Source organism: Acidisoma sp. S159 (assembly GCF_009766125.1).
Taxonomy (GTDB): Bacteria; Pseudomonadota; Alphaproteobacteria; order Acetobacterales; family Acetobacteraceae; genus Acidisoma.
Genome location: NZ_LMUG01000067.1, coordinates 315,943 through 330,876 on the forward strand (window position 1 = coordinate 315,943; position 14,934 = coordinate 330,876).

Consider the following 14,934-nt stretch of genomic DNA (forward strand, 5'->3'; position numbering starts at 1 on the left):
CTCCGAGGGTTATATAGGACAATGACGGGTTCGGTAGGAGTCGCTGGCAGGAAAAAAGGCCGGTCGACGGAAATTGCGCGAGAAAACGAACAAGCACGGGCCGCCCACGCCGTATCGGTGCCGCGCGGGCGGATTTATGGCAGCATTCTCGATGCCATCGGCGGCACGCCACTCATTCGCCTCGCACGGTTCAAGGCTGAGGATGGCCTCAGCGCGGACGTGCTCCTCAAGCTCGAATATCTCAATCCGCTGGGCTCGGTGAAGGACCGCATCGGCCTGGCGATGATCGAGGCCGCCGAACGGGATGGTCTGATCGAGCCTGGCCGCAGCCTCATCGTCGAACCGACGTCCGGCAATACCGGCATTGCCCTCGCCTTCGTCGCGGCCGCCAAGGGCTATGCGCTGACCGTGGTGATGCCGGATTCCGCCTCCATCGAGCGGCAGAAGATGCTGCGCTTCATGGGCGCGACCCTGGAACTCACGCCCGCGCGGATGGGCATGGCCGGGGCGATCAGCCGGGCCGAGGCGATCATTGCGAAGTCACCGGGTTCGTGGATGGCGCGGCAATTCGACAATCCGGCCAACCCGGCCATCCATGCAGCAACGACCGCCGAGGAGATCTGGGCGGATACGGGCGGCGAGGTCGATATCGTCGTCGCCGGCGCCGGCACCGGCGGGACGCTTACGGGCATCGCACGCGTTCTAAAGGCCCGGCGGCCTGGCATGCGCATCATCGCGGTCGAGCCCGCGGAAAGCGCAGTGCTCTCGGGCGACGATCCCGGGCCCCATGAGATCCAGGGCATCGGGCCTGGTTTTTGCCCCATCAACCTCGAAATGGAGCGGATCGACCAGGTAATTCCGGTCTCGGAGCGGGATGCCATGCAGGAGTCCCGCCGCTGTGCGCGGCTTGAGGGCATCCCGATCGGGATCTCCTCGGGCGCCGTACTCCATGCGGCACTGCGGCTGGCGAAGGATCCGGCCAATGAGGGGAAGAACATCGTGGCGATCGCGGCCTCCTCGGCCGAGCGTTATCTCTCCACGAATCTCTTCGCCGGACTGTAAAGGCTAGGTCGCTATAACGAAGTTGTGACGCTATTGCATGGCTGGATGCTGCGCTGCGGCATAGACTGTCAGGGCCCTCGGACATATGTTGCATCGCAGCATAACCATGCCGAGGAGGCATTTAGCCGTGGCATCTCTTACCCATTCTCGTCACCGCAGCATCGGCCGCGCTTTGGCCGACAGCGTCAGCGCCGTGACCTTCAGCATCCAGGCTCGCTTCGCAGAAGCGAAGGAGCGCCGCCGGATCTCCAAGGAGCTGTCGATGTACACGGATCGCGAGCTGCAGGAACTCGGCTTCAGCCGCAACGACATCCCTGCGATCGCGGCCGGCCACTACCGCCGCTAAGTTGTAACGGGAGCTCGGCGCGGATAAGGCGCCGGGGCTCCCGAGGCCTCAACCGCGATCAAAGATTCGTCATGGCATGCGAAGGCATGCCATCCACGCCTTGCGGCGACGGCCCCGCCTTTGTCATGCAAGCGAAGGCGTGGATGCTCGGCCTTCGCCGAGCATGACGAGGTCGAGTGAGTACGGCTCAGTACCAAAGACACCCAGCCCAACCTATCGGGTTGGCGGCGAGCCCAGCACGCCGGCGGTATAGCTTTCGACGACCTCCGCGATCGGCAGCCCGGAAACGGCGTGAAGAACCGCCTCGTTCGTGATGACGTGAGCGGGGAAGGCGAGATCCCCGCGAATATCCGGCGCCGCCGAACGCGACGACCAGAAAACTTGCGACGACAGTGTCGTCCGCCGGAAATGCAGCGCGCTGATGACCCGCCCAAAAGGCGTGTCGGTGCTTTGGAGCAGCCGGTTCATCTCGGTCGTAAGCCGGTCGGCGACGTACCAGTTGTCTGCTTCCGAGAGCAACTGGCCCCCGCATAGCAGACGAACATGCCGGTAGTGGATCGTCTCGCCCGAGGTGATGCGGAGGTGGGTCCGCACATCGGGCGGCGCGGGTTTATCCGGAGCCGGTGGCCGCTCGGCAATGACGCGAGGGTCCCGCGCGATCTGGTAGGTCTTGCACCAGCTTTCGAGCACCGCCGTCGCGCTCGGCTGCGTCAGCAATAGGTTTTCGAGGCGCTTTAGGCGGAACTCGGCCTCGGCCCGCGACGCCGGGTTGTCAGGCCACGCGACCGCGTGGTCAGCCGCCTTCACGGGATACGCCTGCAACAGCAGCAATGAGAGCGCCGCGAGACCCGTCGGCAGGCGCCACCGGGGGCGGCGTTTGGGATGCGGGTCCATCGGCCACTCAGCCGCCCGCGACGAGACGCTCGAGCCAGTGGATCGTGTAGTCGCCAGCCTGAAAGGTCGGATCGTCCAGGATCCGGCGATGCAGGGGCAGGGTGGTTTTGACGCCGCTCACCACGAACTCGTCGATCGCACGCCGCATGCGCGCTATGGCCTGCGCGCGGTTGGGCGCGTGGACGATCAGCTTGGCAATCATCGAATCGTAATAAGGCGGCACCCGGTAGCCGCCATAGAGCGCGCTATCGACCCGCACCCCGAGTCCGCCCGGCGGATGGTAGACGCTCACCACGCCCGGCGTGGGCATGAAGGTCTCGGGATCCTCGGCATTCACGCGGCATTCGATGGCATGGCCGGAGAACTGGATGTCCTCCTGCGCGTAGCCAAGCGGCTCCCCGACGGCGATGCGGATCTGCTCGCGCACCAGATCGACGTTGCAGACCATTTCGGTGATCGGATGCTCGACCTGCAGACGCGTGTTCATCTCGATGAAGGCGAACTGCCCGTCCTGATACAGGAATTCGAGTGTCCCGGCGTTGCGGTAGCCGAGTTCCTTGAGCGCATTGGTCACTGTCACACCCAGCGCGTCGCGCTGCTCGGCGGACAAAGCAGGCGAACCGGCCTCTTCCAGAACCTTCTGATGGCGGCGTTGCAGCGAGCAGTCACGCTCTCCGAAATGAACCACATTGCCGTGGGTGTCGGCGAGCACCTGCATCTCGATATGGCGCGGCCGGTCGAGATACTTCTCCATGTATACGGCGTCGTTGCCGAAGGCCGCCTTGGATTCCGCGCGGGCCACGGACCAGGCTTCGGAGAGGTCGGCGGCGGTCGGCGCGACCTTCATGCCACGTCCGCCACCGCCCGCCGCCGCCTTGATCAGCACCGGGTAGCCGATGCGGGACGCGACTTCCCGCGCCGCTTCCAGATCGGGCAAGGCGCCATCTGATCCCGGCACCAGCGGCACGCCCAGCCGCATCATCGCCGTCTTGGCCGCGATCTTGTCGCCCATCATGCGGATGTGGTCGGCCGAGGGGCCGATGAAGGCGAAGCCATGCACCTCCACCATCTCCGCGAAGCTAGCATTCTCGCTGAGGAAGCCATAGCCAGGATGGATGGCGTCGGCCCCCGTGACGCTCGCGGCAGAAAGAATTGCCTGTATGTTGAGATAGCTGTCCCGCGCCGCCGGCGGCCCGATACAGACGCTTTCATCCGCGAGGCGCACATGCATCGCGTCGGCATCGGCCGTCGAATGCACGGCGACGGAGGCAATCCCCATCTCGCGGCAGGCGCGCTGGATGCGAAGCGCGATTTCTCCGCGATTGGCGATCAGGATTTTGCGGAACATCGCGTGTGTCAGTCGACGATCATGAGGAGTTCGCCGAACTCCACCGGTGTCGCGGTGCGCACCACGATCTGGGAGACAGTGCCCGCGCGCGGCGCCTTGATCTGGTTGAAGGTCTTCATCGCTTCGATGAGAAGCAGCGTCTGGCCAGCCTCCACCCGTTGCCCAAGAGTAACGAACGGAGGTGTCTCAGGATCGGAGGAAAGATAGGCGATACCCACCATGGGGCTGGCGACGGCGCCCGGGTGATCAACCTCGGGTTCTGCGATGGTTTCCGGCAGGGCGCGCGGTGGGACAGCGACCGGAGCAGGCGGCGGTGCGGCAGCCACGGGTGCATGGTGCATAGCGACGGTGGCCGGCGTCCGCACGATGCGGATGCGGCGATCCTTCTCCGCTATCTCGATCTCGGTCAGGCCCGTTTCGTCGAGAATGGCGGCGAGTTCGCGGATATCCTCGGGCTCGAACGACAACCGGCTCATGAACGATCCTCCAGCAGCCGGGCCATCGCGGTCAATGCCAGGGCGTAACCATGTGTTCCGAATCCGCACAGCACACCCGTTGCCATTGTCGACACATAAGAATGGTGCCGGAATTGCTCCCGACGATGGATATTCGAGATATGCACCTCGATGACGGGTAACTCCGTAGATAGCAGCGCATCGAGCAGCGCGACCGAGGTATGGCTGTAGCCGGCCGGGTTGATCACGATCCCCTGTGCCCGTCCCCGGCATTCCTGGACCCACGAGATCAACTCGCCCTCGCCATTGGTCTGGCGGAAATCGATCGCCAGGTCGAGGCCCTCGGCTGTCTCAGCGCAAAGCTGTTCGATGTCATCGAGCGTCGCGGCACCGTAAATCTGCGGCTGCCGCAAGCCGAGCATGTTGAGGTTGGGGCCGTTGAGCACGGCAACGAGAGGGGCGACCATCACCCGCGCCTAGCATAGCGGATTGCCGGGGCCAATGGCTTCCCGCCCGTGCCGCCCTCAGAGAAGCTCACAGGCCTCGTCAAAGGTGAGGCGCGGGTTGCGTGGGCCTTCGGGCGGAATGCCATAGCCGAGCGACACCAGGAAGTTGGACCGCCAGCCGCGCGGGTCGAGAAAGAGCTGGTCGACGCGATTGGTATCGACCCCCGACATCGGCCAGCAGTCGAGCCCGAGCAGGCGTGCCGCCGCGATAAGGTAGCCGCCTTGCAGCGTGCCGTTGCGAAAGGCGGTCTCCTGCGAGAACTCGTCGTTCCAGGCGAACCAGGACCGCGCATCGGCCTGCGGATAGAGGCGGAAGAGATTGTCGTAGAAAACCGGGTCATAGGCGACGATCACCGTGACCGGCGCGGCCATGACGCCCTCGACATTGCCCGGCGACAGGGTCTGCCGCAGCTTCTCCTTGGCCTCCCGGCTGCGCAGGAACAGGAAACGGGCAGGCGAGGAATTGGCCGAGGTCGGCCCGAGCTTGGCGAGATCGTAGAGCCGGCGGAGGGTGCTGTCCTCGACCGGACGGTCAGTCCAGCCGATCGGGGTCCGCGCGTCGATAAAGAGCAGCGGGAGGCCGGGGACTTCACGGTCGGCCTCGGTGAAGTCAGGCGCCGGGATGACCTCGGGCGCGGCCTCGATCTCGGTCTCGGGCTCAGTCGGGAAGGCGATATCCTCGTCGCCGGTCGGCACGATAGGCTCATCGACGGCAGCCACGCGTTCGGGCTCGTGCGGTAAAACGATGTCCTCATCGCCGGTGGGCACGACAGGAGCTTCTACGGAGACGTGCTCGGCGCTTGCTTTTGCGACGCTGGCAGTTTCAGGTTCAAGCGTCTCAGCCATCGCACCGGTCTCCACGAAAGCCGGAGTGATAGCACGCGCCCCGCCTCGGGCAATGCCGGCCGGACTTCGCGGATAGCGCGCCTTCGCGGCGGGTAAGCCCGATTGCTCCGGCGACCGCAGCCCGATGCCTAAAGCTCGACCTGCTCCACGGACGTCACTTCCGGCACGTAGTGGCGCAGCATGTTCTCGATGCCGTGCTTCAGCGTGGCGCGGGAGGAGGGGCAGCCGCTGCAGGCGCCCTGCATGTGCAGTTTCACAACGCCATCGCGATAGCCATGGAACACGATGTCGCCGCCGTCGCTTGCGACTGCCGGGCGAACCCGCGTATCCAGCAATTCCTTGATCTGGTCGACGATCTCGCGGTCCTCGGGGAGGATCTCCTCCTCGGCGATCACGGCGGCTTCGTTCACCACCGGGCGACCGGAGAGGAAATGCTCCATCAGCGTGCCGAGCACCTGCGGCTTAAGCTCCGCCCAATCCTCATCCTCGGTCTTGGTGACCGTGATGAAGTCCTGGCCGAGGAAGACGCGCGAAATGCCGGGCAGCTCGAAGAGCGCGCTCGCCAGCGGGCTGCGATCCGCGGCGTAGGGGCTCGCGAAATCGGCGGTGGATGCACCCATCACGTCCCGCCCGGGCAGAAACTTAAGCGTCGCGGGATTGGGGGTGCCTTCAGTCTCGATGAACATGGCGGTTTCGGCGCTCCGGGAGGGATATGCGCGGGATACAGGACCCCGCTGGTCCGGTACCCTTCATCCTCCTCGGCGTGCGGCAATGCAAGACGAAGCTGACGGGCGGAGGTCTGCCAGACGCTTCCGGCAGGGCTCCGCTAGTCTCTCAGGGACCGTTTGAGTCTGCGCGGGCCCTCGCCCCCATCCGGCCACCCACGACAGTATGCTGATGGGTGACCGGGTGGGGGTGAGGGCCGGCGCAGACTCGGAAAATGCGCGGGCAGCGCATTTTCAAATGGTCTCTCAGGCGCCGCGCACGATCTTGTAGTTGCGCTTCACCACTTCTAGCAGCTCCGGCACCGAGGTCTCGGCCGATTTGGCCTGGAAGGTTACCTCGCCATGCTGGAACAGCATCACCCGATCGCAGACTTCCAGCGTCTGCGCGTAGTTATGCGCGATCATGATCAACGATAGGTCGCCACGCTTCTTCAGCCGGTCGATCAAATCCAGGATCAGGCCGGATTCACGGGCCCCCATCGCCGCGAGAGGCTCGTCCAGCAACAGGATACGGGCATTGGAATAGACCGCCCGCGCGATCGCCACCGCCTGCCGCTGTCCGCCCGACAGCATCGCCACCTCTTCATCGACCGAGGGGATGTTGACGCCGATATCCTCCAGCGCCTCGACGGCCCGGCGCCGCATGCTCTTGTTGTCGAGCAGCCGGAAGGGCCAGGGCCGCAGCGGCTCCCGGTTGAGGAACATGTTGTGGTAGATCGACAAGCCCGGGATCAGCGCCAGATCCTGGTAGACGCATTCGATGCCGAGCGCCCGCGCGTGATCCACCGACTTCAGCGCGACCTGCTTGCCATCCACCGTCATTGTTCCGCTGGTCGGCGACTGGAAGCCGGTCAGGATCTTGATGAGCGTCGATTTGCCCGCGCCGTTATCGCCCAGGATGCCCAGCATCTCGCCGGGCTTGAGATAGAGCGACACGCCATTGAGCGCCGTCACCGCGCCGAAACGCTTGACGATATTCTCGGCCCGCAGCGCTTCGGGACCGGTGGCCGGCGGCAAGCCGATGGCTGCTTGGCTCATAGCTTCCGCCCTGCGCGACGCAGCCGCGCGACATGGATGTTGAAGACCATGGCGATGAGGATCGCGCCGCCGATGATCATGTCGAAGGTATAGGCATTGATGCCGTCGATGGTGAAACCGTCCTGCAGCACGCCCAGCACAAGCCCGCCGACCAACCCGCCGATGATAGTGCCTGAGCCGCCCATCAGCGAGGTTCCGCCGATGACGCTGGCCGCGACCGCGAGGAACATCATATTCGTGCCGCCCGCGAGCGGGTCGGTCGAGCCGATGCGATAGGCTTCCACGATGCCGGCGAAGGCGCCCAGCACGCTGGTCAGCACGAAATTGCCGATCTTGATCTTCGGCACGTTGATGCCGGATTCGGCGGCGGCCAGAACATTGCCGCCGACCGCGATTGTATGCAGCCCCCAGCGCGTATTGCGCAGCACGACATGCATGATGGCGACGATGATCACCGCCCAGATGATCTCGGCATAACCCGCCGCTCCCATGATCTTGGCGAAGGCTGGGCTGCCGGGCGTATCGACGGGGAAGCCTTTGGAGATCGTCAGCGTCAGGCCATTGATCAGGAACAATGTGCCGAGCGTCGTGACGAAGGACGGCACCCGAAGCTTGACGGTAATGAAGCCATTGATGAGTCCGATGCAACCCGCGACGGCGAGCGCTATCAGCATCGCAATGATGATCGGAAGACCCAGCGAGGTCGCGCAGAAATACATGATGAAGGGCGCGATGGCGAAGACCATGCCCACCGACAGGTCGATCTCGCCGCAGATCAGCAGCATGATCTCGCCGCAAGCGATAATTACCGGTGCGGAGATGAATTGCGACAGAGTCTGAAGATTGGCGTTCGTAATGAAATTGCTGTTGGAGATCTCGAAATAGATAATCAGCAAAATCGCCACGACGACGATGCTGGCTTCGCGGAAACGTAGGAAGCCATGCAGGGTCCGCGCGGCGATACCGGGGCCCGCAGAGAGAGGCTGTTGATGTGCGCTCACGATAATTCCAATACGCAGTAGCCGCCCGAAGGCCGGATGAGGCGAGCGGATGAACCGCTCGCCTCCATAATCAGCCGGAGATCGGGCCGGACGACGTTACGATCTGTTGCTGGCCAGAATTGCCCTCGTAGCGAGTCTTCGTCGCCAGATAGGGCTTCACGCCGTCCTTGTTGATGAACTTCAGGCCGGTATTGATATCGGCCGGTCCAACCAATCCGCCGGATGCCTTGAACAGGAACATCTCGAGCACCGTGTAGAAGCCTTGGAGGTAGGGCTGCTGGTCGATGGTGAAATCCATCTGGCCCTGGCTGATCAGCTCCAGCGTTTTCGGCAGCAGGTCGAAACCGCCGCCATGCACGCCCTTCGCGACGAGGCCATACTGCGCCATCGTTTCGGCCACACCGAGGGTGGTGCCGCCATCGACGGCATACATGCCCTTCACGTCCTGGTGGCCGAGGTAATACGCCTTGACCTTGCTGATCTCCTCATTGACCGTCGGGCCGCTGGCGATTTCCTCGATCGTGATGTCCTTGCCGGACTTGGCGATCGCCGCCTTGGCGCCGTCGAAACGCGGCTGGATATTCAGCTGGCCCGGTGTCGCGATGAATAGCGCCACCTTGCCGGAGCCCACTTCGTCGGCGATGCGCAGGCCCATCTGATAGCCGGCCTGGTAGAGATCCTGCCCGATATAGGCGAGGCGCTTGTTGGAGCTGCCCAGCGGCACATCGGCATTATAGGCGAAAACCGGAATGCCGGCGGCGAGGGCGCGATCTGTCGGGCCGTCAAAGGCTTTCGGATCGACAAGGCATGCCGCGATGGCATCCGCCTTGCCCGCGATGGCGGCATTCATGGAGTTGACCATCTGGGCGGCATCGCTGGTTTGCGATCCGGTCCATTGATAGGTGCATCCCAGCAGCGCGCAGGCATCGGCGATGCCGTATTGCGTCGGCACGAAGAAGGGGTTCGTCGTCACGTGATTGACGAAGACGAACTTCCAGCGCGGATGCTCCGGGAAGGCGGTGGAGGCAGCGCGCGCCTGCCTCGCCACACCCGCGAGCAGAGCGGCGGCGGAGCCGGCAATGGCACCCGTCAGCATGCCGCGCCGCTGTAACCCCTGCGGCGCCGCAGATTCCTCGACAGTTTCGCTTGGCGTCTGTTGATCGCGATCCAAATCCATAGTGTCCCTCCGTGACCGCTGATCCGGCGCGACCTGAGGCCACGCCGCCAGACGGGGTTTTTGCTTGAAAACGGGGGCGCTCGAACCCGCCCACGCGCCACGACCTGGCTGCCGTTGCGAGGAGACATTGAAGCGCCAGCTTTTGCCCTGTCAATGGTCGGACAAGTGACCGGCCGTGTATCCTTAGGGAGACTTCCATGACGACACCCGAAGACGGTTCCGGACGCCAGCCGATGGCGGCCGTGAACGAGATGCCGACGGAGGAGTTCGTCGAGGCTTTCAGCGATCTCTGCGGCAGCGGCTGGATTGCCCCGCGGTTGGCAGGGCAGCGGCCTTTCGCGTCGCGCCACCTCATGCTCAGCGCCTTGACCGCGGTGGTCAGAAACGCGCCCGAGGAAGATCAGAAGGCGTTGCTGGCTTGTTTCGCGGCCGCGCCGAGTTTGCCCAAGGACGATGCTGAGACCGCTAAGCGGCGATCAGCTTACGAAGCGCGATTTGGCCAGCCCTTCATCATGGCGCCTGATGGAGGTCGCTCACACGAGGCCGTCAAAGCCGCACTCCGGGCGCGCCTCCACGCGACCGAGGCCGAGGAGCGGCAGACGGCGATTGATGAAATTGTGAAGATTATCGGCGCACGTCTGGATCGCCTCGTCGCGGATGGACCGGGAGGCGAACGGGCTGCCTAGGTGACTCGCACTGGAGCCGCCTAGCGCAGCACATCCATTGTTTGAGCAGCGCCCACTGTTTACCTCGTCATGCTCTGCGAAGGCAGAGCATCCACGCCTTGCTTGCCCGACGAAGAAGGCGTCATGGCACGCCTTCGCGTGCCATGACGAGGGGTAGCGCTCCAGTAATAGGCGCCTTACTGCGCCGCCACGTCCTGTCGCTCGGCGCCACCCACCGCCTCGAACCCCTCGAAATCCGGGTGCCCAAGCGTGAGTGGTTTCGCCTGCCCGGCCCCGGCATGGGCCTGGCGAAACGCTTCCGACCGGGTCCAGGCCTCGAAATCGGCTGGCGACTTCCAGATCGTGTGGGAGGCGTAGAGGATATGATCCTCGCGTTCAGGTCCCCGCAGCAGGTTGAAGCTGACGAAGCCGGGCACGGTGTGGAGTTGGCTGTCGCGCCCGATCCAGCGTTGCTCGAAAGCCGCCACCTCATCCTTGATGACGCGGAAGCGGTTCATTGCGACGAACATAGCCATAGGTCAGTTCTCCAGCTCGCTATCCCAGTAGAGATAGTCGCGCCAGCTCTGATGTAGATAGTTTGGCGGAAACGCGCGCCCGGTTTCCTGCAGTTCCCAGGTGGTTGGCTGCCGCGGCGTGCGGCGCGGCACCATGTGGCACTCGCGCGGCAGGCGGGAACCTTTGCGCAAATTACACCCGCCGCAGGCGGTCACCACATTATCCCAGGTCGTCCGCCCACCTCGGCAACGCGGGATGACGTGGTCGAAGGTCAGTTCCGGCGTCGGGAACCGCTCGTCGCAATATTGGCAGGCGAAGCCGTCTCGCAGAAACACGTTGAAGCGCGTGAAGGCGGGGCGCCGGGAGGAGGGGATATAGTCCTTGAGCGCGATGACGCTCGGCAGCTTCATCGTCAGGCTCGGCGAGTGAACCTCGGTCTCATACTCATTGAGAACGGAGACGCGATCCAGGAACACCGCCTTGACAGCATCCTGCCAGGACCAGACGGATAGCGGAAAATAAGAAAGAGGCCTGAAATCCGCGTTCAGGACCAAGGCTGGATAGTGCTGGCCGCCGTCAGGCAATCGCCGCTCCTTCACCCGCGGCGATATCTGGTGGGTGAAAAGCCGCTCAACCCGCCAGATGTGGTGCGCCGCCGAATCCGTTAGCGACTATTGCAAAGCCCACCGGGCGGAGCAAGCACCGCGCCCTTTGTGTCACGCCCTCGTCATGCGGCAGGGGCGGGTCTCGCGAAAGCCTTAGCCAAGGCCGCAACCCCCTCCGCGACGCCCGCGTTGTCGATGCTGTGGCCGAGGTCTGGTCGCAGAACGAGGTGCGTGGGCACACCCAAGCGTTCGAGCACCTTCGCGCCCATGCGGCTCATATTGGCCGGTACGACCTCGTCCTGTTCGCCGTGCACCATCAGAACCGGCGCGTGATTGGCCATCTCCTCGGCAAGTTTGTCGGGACCAAGCAGCATGCCGGAATAGGCGAGAATGGCACGCGGCGCGGCGGCTCGCCGCAGCCCCGCGAACAGCGCCACCATCGCGCCCTGGCTGAAACCAGCGAGCGCATAGGCGGTTGCTGGGAGATGCAATTCGGCGAGCGTAGCATCGACGTATTGGTCCAGCGCCTGACGCCCGATCCGCACCCCGGCCTCCATCGGCGCAAGCCTTCGGTCGGCGAGGCTGAACCATTGCCGGCCGGACGGCGCCATGTCGTAGGGCTCCGGTCCGTGCGGTGAGGCGAAGAGGATATTGGGCAGCTTCGCCGCCAGCATGGGCGCAAGAGAGATGAGGTCGTCACCATCCGACCCGACGCCATGACATAGCACCACGAGACCCTGCGCCCGGCCACCGGCGGTTGGACCGAAGCGGGGGCCGCTCAGAACAGACATTTCCGTAATTCCTGTAGGGTGTGGACCGGAGATCGATGACGGCAACGCCCTTGTGCCCTACAGACCTGAAGACAGAAACTCGATATCGTCATCCAACAGGCATGTGTTGTGATACGACGAGACGACCGGTGACTAGTACGCGGTGAAGACTTCGCTAAGCTCCGCACCCATCGTCACGCGTTTCGCCCCGAGTCCCACCGGGCTGCTGCACGCCGGCCACGCTCGCACGGCCCTGTTTGCCTGGCGGCGCGCGAGGGAGGCTGGGGGCCGCTTCCTCCTGCGAATAGAGGACATCGACACCACTCGCTGCAAGCCGGAATATGAGGCCGCGATCCTCGAGGATTTCGCGTGGTTGGGTCTCGACTGGGATAGCGAGCCGCGCCGCCAGTCGGAGCATTTCGCGGAATACGCTCGGGTTCTCGATGCTCTGCGGAGCCGGGGTTTGCTGTACCCATGCTTCTGCACGCGCGAAGAGATTGCCCGGGAAATCTCTGCGGCGGATGCGGCGCCGCATGGGCCGGAGGGTGCGATCTACCCGGGAATCTGCGCCGCTATTCCTTTGGCGCTTGCCGCCGCCCGCATCGCCCGGGGCGAGCCCCATGCCTGGCGGCTGCGTATGAACGACGCGGTCGCTACCACCGGACCGCTGACCTACGAGGAAGATGGGTGTGGGACGATCCGCTGCGATCCCGCCGCCTTCGGCGATGTCGTGCTGTCGCGCAAGGAGACGCCCGCGAGCTACCATCTCTGCGTGACTCATGACGATGCGTTTCAAGGAGTCAGCGTCGTCACCCGAGGCGAGGACCTACGCGCCGCGACCGACATCCACCGTTTGCTACAGGTGCTCATGGGTTGGCCCGAACCGCGCTACGCTCATCATCCGCTTATGCTGGACAGCACTGGTCGCCGGTTGGCAAAGCGGGACGGGTCGCTCAGCCTGCGGGCGCTACGACAGAGTGGCATGACGCCGGCCGAAGTGCTAGAAATGGTCGAGCGCGTATAAACATATGTTTATACGCGCTCGGGCAGAATCTGGAGCGGTATGTCCCACTAGGTCATGCTCGGCCAAGGCCGGGCATCCACGCCTTCGCGTGCCATGACGGATCCTTGGACCGCAGTGATCATCACGCCCGAACGCAGTCCTTAAGCCAGCGAAGGCTCCAACCGGCGAGACCGCTGCATCAACACAACGCCAAGTCCCGCAGAGGCTATGAAGAGGGCGATACCAAGCGCGATCTGAGTCGTATGGGACACTTGCACGCCGCTGCCGAGCAGCCCGAAGACGAGGGTCTGCGGGAGATAGCCCAGGACCGAGGCAAGAAAGAACGGTAGCGGCCGCACCGATGACAGCCCCGCCAGCAGGTTCAGCACGACGTTATTGCCGACCGGTAGTAGCCGAAGAGTGAGCGACGCGGTGAAGGGCTGCGAGCCAAGCTTGCGATCGAGCCAAGCCAGTCGGCTACCAAGACGCCCGCGCACCCACTCCCGCGCGAAGGCTCGCGCCCAGAAGAAGTCGATCACGCAGCCGGTAACCTGCGCCACCATGGCAAGCGCCAGACCAAGCTTGAGGCCGAAAGCATAGCCGCCAGCGAAGGCCACGGCCTGCCGAGGCAATCCGGCGGCGCAAAGCAACGCGCCCGCCGCCACGAAGACGATCTCGCCCTGAAGCCCATGGCCCATGACGTAGTGCTGGAGAAAACCGCCCTTGACGCCGCCGGCCAGCGTCTTGAGCACGACGCCCGCGATCACCAGCCCGACCAGTAGGCCGAGCGGCTTGACGAAGAGCCGCCAAGCCTCCGGCCGCGCGCTCGCGCCGGAGATAGCGGGGCCGGAATGCGCGCTCATGCCCGCTGTCCTATCGTTGCCGTGCCGAGTGTATGATCAGCGGCCGTCGCGGTGTCGAGGAGGGCTGTTTCAGCCGCCACCCTGGGGATGCCGATTTCCAGCGGCGTGGTCTCAACCTCGGGATGCTTCCAGCGGCGCTGCAGCCAATACATTCCGGCGAGATCGACGATGCCGACCCGCAGGCGCTGGAAGTTGTTGTAATTCGACTTACCCTCGGTGCGCGGCCGGTGATTGACCGGAACCGAGATCACCCGGCCACCCGCGCGGATGAACAGCGCCGGCAGGTAGCGGTGCATGTGATCGAAATGCGGCACTTCCAGGAACGCGTCGCGCCGGAACACTTTCAGGCCGCAACCCGTATCGGGCGTCGCGTCCTTCAGGATGGCCGCGCGCACCTTATTGGCGAAGCGCGAGCCAAGACGCTTGGCCGAGCTGTCGCGCCGCTTCTGGCGCCAGCCGGCGATCAGGATCGGTTGCGTCCCGGCCTTCTCCTCGCGCTGCGCACGTAACAGCATCTCGGGGATGGCCGCTGGGTCGTTCTGGCCGTCGCCGTCCAGGGTCGCGATCCAGGTGCCACGCGCATGTTTCACGCCGTTGACAACACCGGAGCTCTGCCCGCCGCTGGTGCGGTGGCGGATGATGCGCAGCGGCGCGCCCTCGGCGAGAGCCTGACGCAGACGCTGAGGGGTTTCGTCCGTGCTGCCATCATCGACATAGATGATCTCGTAGGGCGTCCCGATGAGGGCCGCGCGGATCTCGCCGATCAGCGGCAGGATATTCGGCGCCTCGTTCCTGACCGGAACGACGACCGAAATCAGGGGCAGACCGGAAAACTGAGACGAACTCATCGCCTGGCTCATCGGTCTTCTGACTCCTTGCTCTAACCAGGACGGCGGGACAGGGATTGCCCGCCGAACCCTCGTTAAGTCGTAGAAAACCCCCGGAGAATGGTCAGAAGATGGCCGTGTTTGTCACAGTTCAGGCAGTGCGGTCACGTGACACGCCGAGTGCGGCCTGTGCGGCGGCCAGGCGGGCGACCGGCACGCGGTATGGGCTGCAGGAAACATAGTCGAGCCCGACCTCCTGGCAGAAGGCGATCGAGGCCGGATCGCCG

19 protein-coding genes are annotated in these 14,934 nt (G+C 64.3%); 4 read left to right on the forward strand and 15 right to left on the reverse strand.

The features are described from left to right. Positions 1-21 precede the first annotated feature (21 nt). Together cysK and GSQ92_RS24160 are read left to right on the forward strand one after the other, a co-directional pair. Entirely contained in the window at positions 22-1,062 is a 1,041-nt protein-coding gene (cysK, locus tag GSQ92_RS24155; protein WP_158805141.1) for a cysteine synthase A, read from the forward strand. Positions 1,063-1,189: 127 nt separating this feature from the next. Continuing rightward, a complete protein-coding gene (locus GSQ92_RS24160) occupies positions 1,190-1,408 on the forward strand; it encodes a hypothetical protein (RefSeq protein ID WP_158805142.1) in 219 nt (72 codons plus the stop codon). Between the two features lie 213 nt (positions 1,409-1,621). Here GSQ92_RS24160 and GSQ92_RS24165 read toward each other — a convergent pair whose 3' ends face one another. The 9 genes from GSQ92_RS24165 to GSQ92_RS24205 form a co-directional block, all read right to left on the reverse strand. After that, positions 1,622-2,302, reverse strand: a complete 681-nt coding sequence (locus GSQ92_RS24165; protein ID WP_158805143.1) for a hypothetical protein — start codon at positions 2,300-2,302, stop codon at positions 1,622-1,624. Positions 2,303-2,309: 7 nt separating this feature from the next. Then, positions 2,310-3,650, reverse strand: a complete 1,341-nt coding sequence (gene accC, locus GSQ92_RS24170; RefSeq protein ID WP_158805144.1) for an acetyl-CoA carboxylase biotin carboxylase subunit — start codon at positions 3,648-3,650, stop codon at positions 2,310-2,312. 8 nt (positions 3,651-3,658) lie between these two features. Next, entirely contained in the window at positions 3,659-4,126 is a 468-nt protein-coding gene (locus GSQ92_RS24175) for an acetyl-CoA carboxylase biotin carboxyl carrier protein subunit (RefSeq protein WP_158805145.1), read from the reverse strand. Beyond that, a complete protein-coding gene (gene aroQ / locus GSQ92_RS24180) occupies positions 4,123-4,572 on the reverse strand; it encodes a type II 3-dehydroquinate dehydratase (protein ID WP_158805146.1) in 450 nt (149 codons plus the stop codon). The genes GSQ92_RS24175 and aroQ overlap by 4 nt, the downstream gene beginning before the upstream one ends. Positions 4,573-4,629: 57 nt before the next feature. Next, a complete protein-coding gene (locus GSQ92_RS24185; protein ID WP_254065863.1) occupies positions 4,630-5,235 on the reverse strand; it encodes a malonic semialdehyde reductase in 606 nt (201 codons plus the stop codon). Positions 5,236-5,585: 350 nt separating this feature from the next. Then, positions 5,586-6,143, reverse strand: coding sequence for a NifU family protein (locus GSQ92_RS24190; protein WP_158805148.1), 558 nt, complete (start codon positions 6,141-6,143; stop codon positions 5,586-5,588). 285 nt (positions 6,144-6,428) lie between these two features. Then, positions 6,429-7,220, reverse strand: coding sequence for an ATP-binding cassette domain-containing protein (locus tag GSQ92_RS24195; RefSeq protein ID WP_158805149.1), 792 nt, complete (start codon positions 7,218-7,220; stop codon positions 6,429-6,431). Then, positions 7,217-8,221, reverse strand: a complete 1,005-nt coding sequence (locus GSQ92_RS24200) for an ABC transporter permease (RefSeq protein ID WP_254065847.1) — start codon at positions 8,219-8,221, stop codon at positions 7,217-7,219. Before GSQ92_RS24200 ends, GSQ92_RS24195 begins: the two co-directional genes overlap by 4 nt. Positions 8,222-8,291: 70 nt before the next feature. Beyond that, positions 8,292-9,398 (reverse strand): sugar ABC transporter substrate-binding protein, encoded by a 1,107-nt coding sequence (locus GSQ92_RS24205; RefSeq protein WP_158805150.1) that lies wholly within the window; start codon positions 9,396-9,398, stop codon positions 8,292-8,294. A 197-nt stretch (positions 9,399-9,595) separates the two neighbouring features. On the opposite strand from GSQ92_RS24205, the gene GSQ92_RS24210 reads away from it, so the two are divergent. Next, the gene (locus tag GSQ92_RS24210) at positions 9,596-10,084 is read left to right on the forward strand and encodes a 2-oxo-4-hydroxy-4-carboxy-5-ureidoimidazoline decarboxylase (RefSeq protein WP_158805151.1); all 489 of its coding nucleotides are present in this window, start codon (positions 9,596-9,598) and stop codon (positions 10,082-10,084) included. 176 nt (positions 10,085-10,260) lie between these two features. Here the strand turns inward: GSQ92_RS24210 and GSQ92_RS24215 are convergent, their stop codons facing one another. The 3 genes from GSQ92_RS24215 to GSQ92_RS24225 form a co-directional block, all read right to left on the reverse strand. After that, positions 10,261-10,593: an antibiotic biosynthesis monooxygenase gene (locus tag GSQ92_RS24215; protein WP_158805274.1), complete on the reverse strand. Its 333-nt coding sequence runs from the start codon at positions 10,591-10,593 to the stop codon at positions 10,261-10,263. Positions 10,594-10,602: 9 nt separating this feature from the next. Beyond that, positions 10,603-11,163: an HNH endonuclease gene (locus tag GSQ92_RS24220; protein WP_159014143.1), complete on the reverse strand. Its 561-nt coding sequence runs from the start codon at positions 11,161-11,163 to the stop codon at positions 10,603-10,605. Positions 11,164-11,306: 143 nt separating this feature from the next. Beyond that, the gene (locus tag GSQ92_RS24225; protein ID WP_158805162.1) at positions 11,307-11,975 is read right to left on the reverse strand and encodes an alpha/beta hydrolase; all 669 of its coding nucleotides are present in this window, start codon (positions 11,973-11,975) and stop codon (positions 11,307-11,309) included. 142 nt (positions 11,976-12,117) lie between these two features. Here GSQ92_RS24225 and gluQRS point away from each other — a divergent pair, with 142 nt between their 5' ends. Beyond that, complete coding sequence (gene gluQRS, locus GSQ92_RS24230; RefSeq protein ID WP_174246718.1) at positions 12,118-12,978, forward strand: tRNA glutamyl-Q(34) synthetase GluQRS; 861 nt, start codon at positions 12,118-12,120, stop codon at positions 12,976-12,978. A 140-nt stretch (positions 12,979-13,118) separates the two neighbouring features. Here gluQRS and GSQ92_RS24235 read toward each other — a convergent pair whose 3' ends face one another. From GSQ92_RS24235 to GSQ92_RS24245, 3 genes are all read right to left on the reverse strand, one after another. Beyond that, a complete protein-coding gene (locus GSQ92_RS24235) occupies positions 13,119-13,820 on the reverse strand; it encodes a TVP38/TMEM64 family protein (protein WP_158805163.1) in 702 nt (233 codons plus the stop codon). After that, positions 13,817-14,680, reverse strand: coding sequence for a glycosyltransferase family 2 protein (locus tag GSQ92_RS24240; protein ID WP_174246719.1), 864 nt, complete (start codon positions 14,678-14,680; stop codon positions 13,817-13,819). The genes GSQ92_RS24235 and GSQ92_RS24240 overlap by 4 nt, the downstream gene beginning before the upstream one ends. Before the next feature lie 118 nt (positions 14,681-14,798). Beyond that, positions 14,799-14,934 (reverse strand): putative PEP-binding protein (locus GSQ92_RS24245; RefSeq protein ID WP_159014207.1); only part of this gene is annotated, 136 nt, incomplete at its 5' end.